General features: G+C 37.8%; 10 protein-coding genes. 6 read left to right on the top strand and 4 right to left on the bottom strand.

Features of this window, described 5'->3' with window-relative positions; translation table 11 throughout:
• The first annotated feature begins 69 nt into the window (after nt 1–69).
• The 6 genes from C8322_RS12120 to C8322_RS12145 all read left to right on the top strand — a co-directional run bounded on the left by C8322_RS12120 (nt 70) and on the right by C8322_RS12145 (nt 9289).
• A complete protein-coding gene (locus C8322_RS12120; RefSeq protein ID WP_111810666.1) occupies nt 70–873 on the top strand; it encodes a TnsA endonuclease C-terminal domain-containing protein in 804 nt (267 codons plus the stop codon).
• Nucleotides 860–2980 (top strand): Mu transposase C-terminal domain-containing protein, encoded by a 2121-nt coding sequence (locus C8322_RS12125; protein WP_111810667.1) that lies wholly within the window; start codon nt 860–862, stop codon nt 2978–2980. The genes C8322_RS12120 and C8322_RS12125 overlap by 14 nt, the downstream gene beginning before the upstream one ends.
• Nucleotides 2977–4659 (top strand): AAA family ATPase, encoded by a 1683-nt coding sequence (locus tag C8322_RS12130; RefSeq protein WP_111810668.1) that lies wholly within the window; start codon nt 2977–2979, stop codon nt 4657–4659. The genes C8322_RS12125 and C8322_RS12130 overlap by 4 nt, the downstream gene beginning before the upstream one ends.
• 25 nt (nt 4660–4684) lie before the next feature.
• Nucleotides 4685–6232 carry a TnsD family Tn7-like transposition protein gene (locus C8322_RS12135; protein ID WP_111810669.1) on the top strand — a complete coding sequence of 516 codons (1548 nt, stop codon included), beginning with the start codon at nt 4685–4687 and terminating at the stop codon, nt 6230–6232.
• A 2-nt stretch (nt 6233–6234) separates the two neighbouring features.
• On the top strand, nt 6235–7830 hold the full coding sequence (locus tag C8322_RS12140; protein ID WP_026056512.1) for a Tn7-like element transposition protein TnsE: 1596 nt from the start codon (nt 6235–6237) through the stop codon (nt 7828–7830).
• Between the two features lie 88 nt (nt 7831–7918).
• Nucleotides 7919–9289 (top strand): phosphomannomutase CpsG, encoded by a 1371-nt coding sequence (locus C8322_RS12145; protein ID WP_111810670.1) that lies wholly within the window; start codon nt 7919–7921, stop codon nt 9287–9289.
• 103 nt (nt 9290–9392) lie between these two features.
• On the opposite strand, the gene C8322_RS12150 is transcribed toward C8322_RS12145, so the two are convergent.
• From C8322_RS12150 to C8322_RS12165, 4 genes are all read right to left on the bottom strand, one after another.
• On the bottom strand, nt 9393–10850 hold the full coding sequence (locus C8322_RS12150) for a capsule assembly Wzi family protein (protein WP_111810671.1): 1458 nt from the start codon (nt 10848–10850) through the stop codon (nt 9393–9395).
• Between the two features lie 118 nt (nt 10851–10968).
• Complete coding sequence (gene galE, locus C8322_RS12155; protein ID WP_111810672.1) at nt 10969–11991, bottom strand: UDP-glucose 4-epimerase GalE; 1023 nt, start codon at nt 11989–11991, stop codon at nt 10969–10971.
• A 1-nt stretch (nt 11992) separates the two neighbouring features.
• Nucleotides 11993–13654: a glucose-6-phosphate isomerase gene (gene pgi / locus C8322_RS12160; protein WP_111810673.1), complete on the bottom strand. Its 1662-nt coding sequence runs from the start codon at nt 13652–13654 to the stop codon at nt 11993–11995.
• Nucleotides 13654–14907 carry a UDP binding domain-containing protein gene (locus tag C8322_RS12165; protein WP_111810674.1) on the bottom strand — a complete coding sequence of 418 codons (1254 nt, stop codon included), beginning with the start codon at nt 14905–14907 and terminating at the stop codon, nt 13654–13656. The genes pgi and C8322_RS12165 overlap by 1 nt, the downstream gene beginning before the upstream one ends.
• Nucleotides 14908–14916: the final 9 nt, after the last annotated feature.

A 14916-nucleotide genomic window follows, 5' to 3' on the forward strand; every position in this document is an offset into this window, starting at 1 on the left:
TTTGCCAAATACAAAATTAACCCCCTTCAGATATGATTAATTATCCACCAAAACCCACAGGTCTTCTGTATGGCAAAAATTATAAAAAACTATGAAGAACTAGTAAAAGAAGGGTATGGCCAGGGCCATGGACGCGATTATAAACCTTGTAAAACTGTTCAAAACTTCAGTTCAATTGGTCGCTCTCACAGAGTACAAGGCCGTGTCAGTAAACGTCTTCATCACTTATTTTCTGATCTAGAGCTATCTACCTTTTTACTGCTTGATTGGAATCATAACGTTACAGATATTCGCGAACATTATCCTTTGGATATCTATGATCTTAACTCCATCTGTTCTCGTTTCCGAATGAAAAAAGTATCGGTTGACTATATGCCTTTTACTCTATCTTCAGATTTTTTAGTTGATTTTGGTAAGTTTTCTATAGCCCTTGACACTCTTTACAGCAAGGATCTGAATAAAGCTCATGTTATTGAGTCATTAGAAATTAAACGTCGTTACTGGGAAGAAGAGCACAATACGCCGTTCAAACTGATTACTGAAAAAGACATTCCTGCTACGGTACTAGAGAACATTAAATGGCTGTATGTAGAAAAAAATGACCTTGAAATAACAAATCACATGATTGATCAAGCAGTTTATTTTATGGAAGAAATTAGCCAGTACCCTCAAAGCTCATTAATCCAATTTTGTAAGCATTCTGACCAAACTCAAAAAATGGGTATCGGAGCGACGCTCGCATTGTTTAGAAAATTATTTGCACTGCGAATACTTCAATTTAATCTAGAAATTTCGTACTTGGAGCTTAAACTCTCTGATATTCATGCAAGTGATTTGCTCCAGAATGAGAATACAGTCCATGCAACTAATTAATTCAGTTTACATCTTGAATTCAACACAATACCGAATACTCAAATTCCTACCTCAATATACGGTATGGATTGCGATCGATAATAAAAATGCATTCCCTGAACTTATTTTGTCCAAGGAACTTCAAACTCTTTTAGATGATCAAAGCCTAATACCCGCACAAGATCCTTATGAATACTTAAAACGATTAAACTTGAATGAAGAGTCTATTCAACTAAAAAAAAGAGATGAAAACTTTTCAATTATTCAGGACTTAATTGATGATGAACAAATCCTTACTAATGCAAAAATAAGAACAGCAAAAATTAAAATGATACATTTAGAAAAAGAGGTATCAATTAATAAAATTCTACGACTATTGAGACGCTACTGGCAGCGTGGTCAAACTATAAATGCTTTGGTACCGGACTATGAAAACTCAGGTGGAAAAGGCCAAAAAAGAGCTATAGGTGATAAAAAAATTGGCAGACCACGCATCTATGAATCGAATGAAGGTAAGAATATCACTGAACAGGTTGAATTATATTTTAAGAAAGCCATCGAAGAGTATTTAGTTCCTGTCAAAAAACAATCCATTAACGAAACTTATCTTCGGTTTAAAAATTTATTTTCCAAGCACTTTCATCAAGTGCAAGCTGCAGATATTCCAACATATGCTCAATTCTATTACTTTTATAATACGCGATACAGAAATCAGAACAATTCCAAGGAAATTCTGACGAATCAGAAAACCCTGAAAGATCACAAACCTCTGACTTCAACAGCGACCAAGCAAGCAAATGGTCCTGGTGCACGTTATGAGATAGATTCAACAATCGCTGACATCTACCTTGTATCATCACGAGATCCATCACAGATTATTGGTAGACCTACCGTATATATTGTTATCGATGTATTCAGCAGGATGATTACTGGACTTTATGTCGGTATGGAAAATAGTTCTTTTAATACAGCCATACAATGCCTCAGCGTTGCAATCCAAGATAAAGTGACATTCTGTCAGAGTTATGGCTTGCAAATACAACCGGAAGACTGGCCTATTTATGGTTTACCTGGTGCCATACTTGCAGACCGCGGTGAACTAATTGGCTATCAAATTGAACTTCTTGAAAAAAACTTTTCTGTTCGTATTGAAAATGCGCCACCGTATCGAAGCGATGCTAAAGGTATTGTGGAGAGGGCTTTTGGAATCATTCAGTCACGCTTTAAATCCTACGAGAATATTGGTGTTGTTTCTGGATTCAAGGAAAAAAAGAAAGGCGGACATGATTATCGACTAGAAGCTTGTCTAACTTTGGAAGAGTTCAGAAAAATCATATTAAGCTGCGTCTTGTTACGCAATAATTTTGATATTTTGACGAAATATGATCGTAGTGCCGATATGCCGACTGACCTACCTTCTATCCCCCTTAAGCTCTGGCAGTGGGGTCTACAGCACCGTACTGGGATGTTAAGACAAGTGGATAACAAATCACTATATGTTGGCTTGTTACCTAGGACCGACGCCTCCTTAAGTGACAAGGGACTTAAAGTCAAAGGCTTACTCTATCAATGTCTGGAAATGCATCAACAGGGCTGGTTTATTCGTAACACGACCAAATCCCGCCCGAAAAAGTTGCGGATTGGTTTTGACCCATACTCAGTAAATACCATTTATGTTTTCTTTGATGAAAATAAGTTGGAATACTGGGAAGCGCACTTAAGTGATGCCTCACGTCAATATCAGCATCTGACCTGGTGGGAAGCTGAACAAATTCAAAAAGCAATCAAAACTGTTGAAAAACAGCATTCACAACTAAAGTCCGTAGCCATCAGTGAATTGCAGGATTTTACTGACAAAATCATCCACACAGCACAGAGCCGACAGGCTCAAGCAGGAGTTCACCAACTTTCTAAAACACAACGTACTCGGGATATTCGTCAGAACAAACAAGAAGCAATTCAGGTGGAACGTGAGAAACATCTCCAAAATAGGTCCGTCAATTCTATCCGGACTATCCATCCCAACCAAGACAATCCTCCAACGCCCCCATCTCACAGCAACAATCTGGATTTGACCAGTCAACCAGACTTAATGAGACAATTATTTGAAGAGGACGATGAAGAATGAATAATAATGAACTCGCGGTCAACACATCGATAGAAGATATCTATGGGGATAATCCTCTCATTACTCAATTACCGCCTATCCTTGACACGAAATCGGTTATTAAACACCTACGAGGGAAACTGAAATTTATTCCAGAACAGCGTTTCTTACCCCAACCAGAAAGAATCCATCTGATTGCTCAGTTGCCTCATGATTTTTTTCAACCACTGACTAAACATCTATCCCTTGAACAAAAAATTTCTATCATGATCCGGCAAGGTTACGTGAGCAGAAACATCACTAATGGGGATAGACATCGACATTTACACGCTGCTTTTCAGCAACTAGAACCATCAAATGAGAGCTCTTACCGCTATGCACCTCCAGAGTCGACTGCAACTAGCATGTCAATTATAGGATGTTCGGGAAGCGGTAAAACAACGACAATGAACAAAATTTTGCGTTATTACCCGCAAGTGATTGAACATAGAGAGCTGGGATTAAAACAAATTGTTTACCTTAAAATTGATTGTCCGCATGACAGCTCTTTAAAAAACTTATGCTCAAACTTTTTTAGAGCAGTAGATTTAGCATTAGGAGATACAAACTTCGAGCATCGTTTCACCAGAAGTCGCTTAAATGTGAATGCTATGCTGCAGCAGATGAAAATCATCGCAAATAATTATTCGATTGGACTTTTAATCATTGATGAAATCCAGCATTTGAATACAAAAAAATCTGGTGGAGCTGAGATCATTCTTAATTTCTTTGTCACGCTTGTGAATGTGGCATCGATCCCAATCGTGATGATTGGGACACCTAAGGCCAATGAAATCCTGCAAGAAGACTTGAGATCAGCTAGACGCAGTGCGGGATTAGGCTCTTTAATTTGGGAACCTATGCGCAATGAAGCGCCTACTCCCGATCCTAGTGCACCTGATCAAATGATTATTTCTGAATGGTATGCTTTTACAAATAAGCTATGGCAGTATCAGTGGGTTCAACAACCAGCTGAACTTACCGATGAATTAAGAAACACTTGGTATTATTATACGCAGGGCATTCCAGATTTAGTGGTTAAACTGTTCTGCTTGGTGCAGATTCATGCGATCACCATTGGTCTGGAAAAAATTACATCTGAACTTTTTAAAAAAGTCTACGAAGAACAATTACAGCCAGTCCACGATATTTTGGATGCACTCCGCTCAGGCAACCCCACACGTATTGCACGATATTCTGACTTAACGATCCCTCAAGTTCAAATTGAGGAATATGTTGAACAACACCGTTTCAAAGCTGCATTAAAAACGGAAATACAGCGTAAAGATCTAGGACCACATTATTCCACACTGATAGGTATGCTAACGGCCTTAGGCCACCCCGCTGCTACAATTGATCTGCATGTCACTTCTGCATTAAAAAAATATCCAAACGAGAACTTACAGGTACTACTCCAACATATTCTGGAAGTATTAGACAGCTCTGTAGCAAAAGATAAATTGGACCAGCCTCAGACCACAACTTCGGTAAGAAAACCAAGAACATCACGCAAAGTCATGAAAGCAGAAGAATGGAAGAGCACTGAAGCCAATGACTTACGGAATTTTTTCAGTCAAGCACAAGAAAAGGAAGTAGATGTTTATGAGCTATTAAAATCATCTCACTATTTGTTTGATCCCACCTCTCCTGTGTTGCATTAAACAAAAAATAGAGAGTAAGTGTATTATGATTTCAAATTTTCCAATACCATATCCAGATGAGTTAATTTACAGTGTGATTGCACGTTATGCTATTCACAATGGAATTTTAAGTCCCAAATACCTTACTGAAGAATTATTCAATAATAGAAATTTGACGCCAACTTACGATTTACCGTCTTACATAGACAAATTGGCCAGTTATCTACCAGATTGCTATGATGCACTCCATTTAATCAACCACCACACCTTATTGCCAATTTATCAACCGTTTCAACCTGATACAGTGATGCGTTATGCTGTACATGTATTACAGGGTGAACAGTATCAATCATTACATACCAAGTTGGGTAAAAATGCGTCGCGAATCAAATCTGTGAATTTTTTTCGGTTCTGTCCGCATTGTTGGCAAGAACAGATGGAACAATATGGTGAAGTGTATTGGAAACGTAGCTGGCAGATTACAGGATATGAATATTGTATAAAGCATGAATCTGCCCTTTTTGTCAGCTCTGTTCCTTGCAATGGGCTAGACCGAAGATTTTATAATGCTCATTTAAATGTCCTTATTGACTCCTCACAACTTTTTATTAATTCACAAGACTTAAAGCGTCATCTAGAGTTAGCAAAAATAATCGAGGATCTACTTATTCAATCGAGCCATATTGCAGTACAAGATGTATCGATTTTATCAAATGCCTACTTCAATCTATTGAAAGACAGAGGCTTACTGTCAGGTCAAAAAAATATCAACTACGAAAAAATTCGTCACCTTGTCTTAGATTACTGGGGCGAAAGCTTTCTTCAATACTATCATTTAGATGATCTGCTTTCTGAGAACTGCTGGCTCAAAAATATGTGCAGGAAACATCGTAAAGCATTTTCTTATCTTGAGCATTGCATTGTATTAAAATCGCTGGTTCCAGAGCAAAAACCAATTGAAACATATAAGCAATATGTTAGCTTAGCATCTATAGAAAAAACAAACTTAGATCAGCAGCACGAAGCTCCCCCTGTATGGGTTAATAATAAAATAGATATGATATTATCTGAAGATCAAAAACAATGGACAAAATTAATTCAGAAAAATTCTGTTAAGCAGGCACGTCAATGTGATCCTGCACTTTACGCTCGGTTATATCGTAATCATAAGAACTGGCTATTACTGACAAATAAATCTGCTGTGGTATTACCTTCAGCCATTCCCAAGCCACGTGTAGATTGGAAAAAGCGAGATCAACAATTGATTAAACAACTCATCAAAATCCGGGATCAATTATTAGAAGATCTCGACTCTCCACAATGGACAAAAAAGTTTTTTATTAAGCAACTTGGCTCGGTAAGTATGATTGAAAAAAACTGGAGGTTTTTACCACTCACCACCGCCTTTCTAGAGCGTTACGCTGAGTCTGTAGATTGTTATCAAATACGCCGTCTTACACGAACATTTATTCTCCAATACACTGAAAATCAGTTCTATCCACCGAGTGTTTTTCTTCGACTATCCGGATTAAGCCCTGAACGATTAACGCCAGAAGCTCGTAGATTTTTTAATAGTATTTGGGGGGGAAATTAAAAATGAGTGATTGTCTGATCGAATATTTACCGAAAGATATGATTTATTATACTGCGAAAAAAATTAGTCGACATGGTCAAACTCGGTTTGATATTGATACTTGTTTATTTAACCCTCTTATTAAACGGTATATTCATCTTAAATTGCCAATTGAAAGTATTCTTCTTTATTACCATAAAACTCCAATTGCCAATCCTGATCCACAGAAATTATTTAACCACACCCTGAAATCAGTGGATTTTTCAGCGCTCAACGTTTTAGATTTATCCAAGAACAATTATCAAAAAACGCATAACGGTCAGTTATACTTTGAGTTTAATTATGATTCACCCATATTAAAGAAAAATATGACAATTCTTTTACCTAAGCTTATTCTTGCTCGGGATCTATTTTTTTCACACCCCTATCTTTTACGTGCAGCACTTTTTGCAGAAAATTATTCAACAGATATTTTAGTGGATATGAATGATGAAAATGCTATACATATTAATATTGCGCAAAACAAAAAAATTATGAGAGCTGATATCTCTGATCCTCATTTTTTAAAGAAGCTAGCTTTAATTTTATTACAGCCGGACTTAAATAAGGCCTTCCTTAGTATTTATCAAAAAACAATTGTTGATCAAAAAGGTGTTAAAAGCTTTAATTTTGATATGGAAGCTCCTAATATCAAAAATATTAACCTAACAGTAGAGGGTATTTTTAATAAAAAAACAGGTATTTACAGAATTGAGCGCATCACGTCTTTCAAAAATCTTGATACAGCTATCAACCGCCCTATTCAATTTCATTTCACTTCAAAAAAGATTATACAACAAATAAAAAATGCTCAAGGACAAAATCCCAAGCAGTCAACACCAACATGTCCACCTAGAGAAAAATTAAATCAAAAAGCTGATGCAGATATCGATAAACTAATAGCCAAACTAAGAAACCTCCCAGGAAAAATTTATACGATAGAAGAATTAAAAATTTCTTTAGAGACGCCCCCTTCCGAAACTACCATACGGCAAAGACGAAAGCAGATGGATAAAGACCAAAATCAAGAAGAAGGATTTGCTGGCGGAGAAGGAGATATAGAGGGTACTCTGCCTGGAGTTACAACAGAATCAGATATTCAACTAGAGCGAGTCACTCATAAAGACTTGATTAAGGTATTGGACAAAATTGAACAAAAAGGATATGAAATCAAAGAAATTAAGAATTCACCGTTTAAAAAATATAAACGTTTCCGAGGCCACAAGTTTTCTAACGCCAATCAACTACGATACTTTTATGTCTATAGAATTATAAACACAAAAAATGATGAACAATTCTATCTATGTGAAATTGATACATCAGATGGAAAAAAGAACATCTCTACACTATTACTCCGATATGAAGAAAAAACTCAATTATTAATTGAGATAGATTTCGAAAAATTAAACAATTCAATACTTTCTCAATCACTCAGTTGGCCTAAAAAGTTTATATCTGAAGTAAGAGGTATTACCGCCTTTACTACAATTAATCATCCTTCAAAAAAGGAACAACTAGACGATGTAAATTATTATGTTGACTGGGCTCAACGGATCTTAGCAAAAGCAAAATCGATATAAAAGTTAAACAGTAACATGGCATATAGAAGCTATTTTCCTTCTATAATCACATTTCCCTCACTACTCAGGAATTATTTCGAGAATTCAGATGACACAACTCACTTGTTTTAAAGCCTACGATATTCGAGGCAAACTCGGTACAGAACTGAACGAAGATATTGCTTATAAAATTGGCCGTGCTTATGGGCAAATTTATCAACCCCAAACCGTGGTTGTGGGCTGCGATATTCGTCTAAGCAGTGAAGATTTAAAGCAAGCAACCATTCGTGGCTTAAATGATGCGGGTGTGAATGTTTTAGATTTAGGTATGACAGGTACAGAAGAAGTTTACTTTGGCGCATTCCATTTAGATGTCCAAGGTGGTATTGAAGTAACGGCCAGCCATAACCCTATGGATTACAATGGGATGAAACTGGTTCGCGAGAACTCACGACCAATTAGTGCGGATACAGGTTTAAAAGAGATTCAAGCATTGGCAGAATCTGGTGAATTTACTAAAACTACGGTGAAAGGCTCAACTGAAAAATACAATATCCTGCCTGAATTCATCGAACATTTGATGACCTATATTGATCCAGCAAAAATTATTCCGTTGAAGCTAGTAGTAAATGCCGGTAATGGCGCTGCTGGGCATGTTATTGATGCAATTGAAGGAAAGTTCAAAACACTGAATGTTCCTATTAAATTTATTAAAATACATCATGAAGCGGATGGTACTTTTCCGAATGGTATTCCTAATCCATTGCTAGTCGAAAACCGTGATAGCACTCGCAATGCAGTTTTGGAGCACGGCGCAGACATGGGCCTTGCCTGGGACGGCGACTTTGACCGCTGTTTCTTATTCGATGAAAAGGGGCAATTTATCGAAGGCTATTACATTGTCGGCCTATTGGCTCAGGCCTTCCTGCTGAAACAGTCAGGCGAAAAAATTGTGCACGATCCGCGTCTAGTATGGAATACCTTGGATATTGCTGAACAGTACAAAGGTGAAACTGTGCAGTCTAAGTCAGGACATGCATTTATTAAACAGGTTATGCGCGAACATAATGCTGTATATGGTGGAGAAATGTCTGCTCACCACTATTTCCGTGATTTCTCTTATTGTGATAGCGGTATGATTCCTTGGTTATTGGCAATTTCTGTACTCTCAGAAACCCAGCAAACATTGTCTTCACTGGTTGAAGATATGATTGAAAAGTTCCCTTGTTCAGGTGAAATCAATTTTAAAGTTACGGATACTCAAGCCACCATTCAAAAGATTTTTGATCACTTTGCCGATCAAAATCCTGCAATTGATGAAACGGATGGCATCAGCCTGAATTTTGGTGCATGGCGTCTAAATGTACGTGCTTCCAATACTGAACCTTTATTACGTCTCAACATTGAAAGCCGTAAAGACCAAAATCCACAACCAATACAAGACTATGTGGATGAATTAACGCAGTTGATTCAAGGTTAAATTGTTCTGCATGCTAATAAAAAACCATTCAACTTATCATATAGGTTGAATGGTTTTATTTTTAGCTGAATTCCCGATGGGTTCTCTAAAAACGGACAGCTTATTAAAATAATGAGTGATCCAATGGAATTTCAACCCCTAAAGACACGCCGCTATCTCCACTATACACGTCAGAGTCACTGACCCAACCACTTAATTTCAACGGCGTATTCGGACGAAGATAATGTGTCCACGTTAAATCCAGAGCTTTGATTTCATCTTTTTGTGGAAAAGCATGATTGATTTCAAGTCCTGACTGATTCACTTTTGCCAACAAGATGCGACCATTTAAACGATTCATTTTATCGAAACGAATATCCCCACCTAAACTATACATCTGACCATCACCGCCCATAGCGTGAGCTAAAGGGAATCCATGTTGGTAGTAACCATCTGTATAATTATGATGATTATATGAATAACCCCAAACATCACCATTGGTACGTGTATCTGACCATTCAGTATAAAGCTGGAACGGCATATTCTTCACTTGTGAGGAATAATCGAGTCCTGCCAAATACATTTTCCGAGATGGCAGTAAACCTGATTCATCTTCACCGACAAACTGCCCATACAAACTCAATGGAACTTCAAACCATTGTTGTAGATTTAAACGCGCATCTAGGCCTGCAATTTGGTTTGAGGCATTCCCCTCTCCAGTACACCCACTATCATCACATTCGTTATCTTTACCAATAAAAGCATTCCAATAGGCTTTGAAACTATCAGGTTGACCTTGACCATCTATTTGGAATGTACGTGATGCACCCAATTCAAGATAAGGTAAAGGTTGAGCTGTTAAACGCATTCCCAAGAGATTTGTATTTGGCACGGCCTCATAATCATCTAATCGGCCAGCAAAAACTTGATACTGCCAAGGGCCAATCCAAGACAGCCATTTCGTTTCAAATGCCTTTTGCTCAGCGCGTTGCATTGTAAAACCGAATACTGGACGACTTGCATCCCCTCGGATTAGACTACCATCATGCCCAGGTCCCCAATAGGTTGGAATTTGTCCTGCAATCAACCATTGATTCCACAACTTTCCAGCTAAATATGACCCTTCAACATTCACATCATGCCCATTATCAATAATAGGGTCTTTATCAGCATTAATACGCAGTCTTGCATCCCATTGCGCCCCACCAGCATTGAACTCAACAGCCGCTTGATATTGTGATTTTTGTTCATCTGCAAAATGTTGCGGTACATTTTGGGGATCAGATTCAGCATATAAACTGGCTTTGGCCGTTGTATTTTCCGCACTTAAAGCAGCTTGCACGGAATCCAAGACTTGCTGCTGAACTTGATTATCAATCTTTGCATTAGATAAAGCACGTTGTATTTCATCACCACTTAAAGGCCATGTAGACGTGCTAATTTGAATCACACCTTGTTGATTTAACCAATTTAAATCAGTTCGTAAGTCTTCATTATTTAAAACAATTCCTTGTGCAATTGCTGGCAAAGAAAGTGCAGATAAAACCGCAAGTGACAAAAATCTAATACTTTGATATCTCATAAATATTCTTCATCTAAGTTCATTTTTAACAAACATCATAGCGATGTTTTTTAAAATAAGGGAATAAATACATGATTGTTTGCATAATCAATACATGACAGAGTTTTAAAATATTGTATCAGTCCTGCATAAAACCATTTGGATTTTGCTTTTGCCAGTTCCAACTATCAACCAGCATATCTTCTAACCCAAATTTTGGCTGCCAACCTAATTCTGCGACTGCACGGGCATTATCGGCAAATGACGTTGCTACATCTCCCTCGCGGCGCGGTACATATTCAAATGGAATCTCAACACCATTCACCTTCTCAAAGGTATCTCGAATTTGTTTAACCGAAATCCCATTGCCTGTGCCGATATTCCAAACACGACAACCTGTATCATTCAGCCGGTTCTGAATCGCCAACACATGTGCACAAGCCAAATCAACAACATGAATATAATCCCGCACGCCTGTACCATCTGGGGTATCGTAATCACGACCAAATATCGACAATTTTTCACGTCGCCCTACTGCAACCTGAGTCACAAATGGCATTAAATTATTTGGAATCCCATGTGGGTCCTCTCCAATTTGGCCACTTTTATGTGCACCAACAGGATTAAAATAACGCAGTAAAGCAATGGACCAAATAGCGTTTGATTCGGCAATCTTTTGTAACATTTGCTCGACGATCAACTTTGTATAGCCATAATTATTGCTTGGCATTCCTGTTGGCATATCTTCACTTAACGGTGATATATTCTTTTCATCATAAACTGTTGCTGATGAACTAAAGACCAATTTAAACACTTTGGCACGAATCATCGCTTGAACAAGATTAATCGAACCTGCAACATTATGATCAAAGTAAGCATGTGGAATGACCTGACTTTCGCCAACTGCTTTTAAACCAGCAAAATGGATGACCGCATCAATCTGATGCTGTGCAAAGATCTGATTTAAGATCTGCGCATCGCGAATATCACCTTGGATAAAAGTTAAACTTTTATTTGCTAAAGCTTGAACTCTCGATAATGACACTTCAGAGCTGTTTGATAAATTATCCAATACAACAACTTCATGTTGAGCATTCAATAATTCCAAACAAGTATGTGAACCAATATAACCAGCCCCACCGGTGACTAATATTTTTGCCATTTTATTTTCCAAGTAAAATATCTAATAGACCACGGGTAGAGCTATCAAAATCAACATAATCTTTTTCTGTACCAGTCAAAATTGGAAGTACTTGATTCGCAATTTGTTTACCTTTTTCAACACCCCATTGGTCAAAAGCATTAATATTCCAAAGTACAGATTGCACAAATACTTTATGTTCATACAACGCAACCAACATACCTAAGGTATAAGGATTAAGCTCTTTGAGCAAAATGGTTGTACTAGGCTGATTACCTTCATATTTTTGATAATTCTGTAGACCCGCCACCTCTTCAGCATCAAGTGCCTGATTACCAAAGGCCAATAGTCGAGACTGAGCCAAACAATTTGATAACGCTAAATGGTGTTGATTAATCAATGCATTGGCATTTTTTACATAGGTAAATTGGTTAGCGGCATAACGATTCACTGGCGCAATAAACTCACAGCTTACTTTATGTGCACCTTGGTGTAACAACTGATAAAAAGCATGTTGTGCATTTGGACCCACTTCACCCCAAACAATAGGGCAAGTATCCAACTCAACTTTCTGACCATTACGCTGAATCGACTTCCCATTCGACTCCATCTCAAGCTGTTGTAGATATGCCGAAAAATACTTTAAACGACCATCATAAGGCAAAATAGCCTGAGTCTGAATTTCTAGGAAGTTATGATTCCATATTCCCAAAACAGCCATAAGAACAGGAATATTTTGGCGCAAAGGAGCATTTTGAAAATGCTCATCAATTGCATGAGCACCTGCAAGTAAACGTTTAAAGCCTTGTACACCAATATTTAATGCTATCGGCAACCCAATACATGACCATAAAGAGTAACGCCCACCAACCCAGTCCCAGAGCAAAAACTGATTTTGGTGTGCTATACCCCATTCCGTCATTTTTTCAGGCTTAGTCGATACCCCAATAAAATGATGCTGATCCACCGCTTCTGATTGGCCCAATTGCTTTTCAAGCCATTGGCGTGCAGTTTGCGCATTATAAAGTGTATCAATTGTTCCAAAAGACTTAGATGAAATAATAAATAATGTCGTTTCTGGGCGTAATTGATGCAGTAAATCTGAAAGTTGGCTACCATCCATGGTAGATACGAAATGCATTTTCAGTGGTTTGACTGTATTGACTTTAAAATCAGACAGAGCGTGACTCACCATTAATGGCCCTAGATCAGACCCACCCACACCAATATTGACCACATCTTGTATAACTTCACCCGTTGCACCACGGTACTGACCCGCATGAATTTTCTCAACCAATGCATACATTCGCTCTAATTGCTCATGTACTTTGCCTGCTAATTTAGGATGCTGCTCATCATGTTTCGGTAAACGAAGCGCCCAATGCATAGCTGCACGCTGTTCTGTATAGTTAATTTCTTCTTCTGAAAATAAACGTTTCGTCCATGTAGAGAGATCACGAACTTGTGCAAAGTCAATCAATGCGCTTATTACGGACTCATCAACACGATGCTTACTAAAATCAAAAGTGATTTCATCATATTGAACAGAAAAATGCTTAAATCTTTGGTCATCTTCGGCAAAAAAAGTATTTAAGTGCTTCTGGCCAATGGTTTTACTTAAGTGTTGTAAATGTTCAAGTGTTGTTGCTAGCGTTTTTTTAGGAAAAATAGTTAAATTTATCATTATCTTCCTACTCCCATATATGCAAAACCCTGACTTTTAACATAATCAGGTTGATAAATATTACGTCCATCCAAAATCAAAGGATGGGCTAATTTAAGTTTTAATTGCGTATAATCAAGTGACCAATATTGCTTCCATGCAGTTAGAACACATAAACCGTGTGCCTGATTCACCGCGTCATACTGATCTTCACATAAAATTAAATTATCACGTTCACCATAAATTGTGTGTATTTCTTCTAAGGCTTGTGGATCATGCAAACGAACAGTCACACCTTGCGCCCACAGTGCAGCAAGCATCGGATGAATAGGTGAGAAACTGGTACTTGAGGTATGTTGCTTAAAAGCAGCCCCCCAAATCGCAATCGTTTTTCCAGCTAAATTTCCATGAAAATAATTCCACAACTTGCGAAAAAGAAACTCTTTTTGTTGCTCATTGATATCCCAAACCTGTCCCAATAGCTGACTTTTTGTTCCAGTATTACTGATGGTATTTGATAGAGTCAAAATATCATGTGAAAAGTTTTCACCACCAAAACCTGCACCTGAATATAAATACGATTCACCTATCCGACTGTCTGCTGCCATTCCATCTCGAACATGGGCAATATCAATACCCAACTTTTCAGCAACATCTGCCAAATCATTCATATAACTGATACGAGTCGCCAACATGCCTGAAATACTGAGTTTGGTAAATTCAGCATCTAAAACAGGCATAAATAAATATTGTTGCTGGCGTGGGAATAAAGGTCGCAACATTTCCTCTAAGTCACCCTGTACTTGTTGGTCAGCACAGCCAATAATCACTTTAGAGGCACTCGTCACACTTTTAAAAGCTTGACCTTCCTGAATAATATCCGGGAAATAAACCCAATGATCTTTTGTTAATACGGCTTTTAATTTTTCAGTACCATTAAGACCAAAAGTAGAGGCATTAATCATCAATTTAGGATGAATAATCGTGCGCATTTTTAATTTCTGTACAACATCAAGTGCCTCAGCCTCTTGAGTTGGATTGAAACTAAAAAAATACGCATCAATATCTAAGGGAAGAGCCGCAAAATTACAATAACTTAGAAAACCACTTTGATGTTGTTTTTCTAAAGCACGAACAACATCTTGATCTCTAAGATTGAATAGCGCTGTATGGTCTTGTAAATCATTACAAATAAAGACCTGATGTCCACTCTCTGCAAGTAATGATGAGATAACACCCGCATACAGCGTTGTACCAAACATTGCGATTTTCATGGCTCATCC

The sequence above is a fragment of the Acinetobacter sp. SM1B genome (assembly GCF_003289665.1).
In the GTDB taxonomy this organism is placed as follows: Bacteria; Pseudomonadota; Gammaproteobacteria; order Pseudomonadales; family Moraxellaceae; genus Acinetobacter; species Acinetobacter schindleri.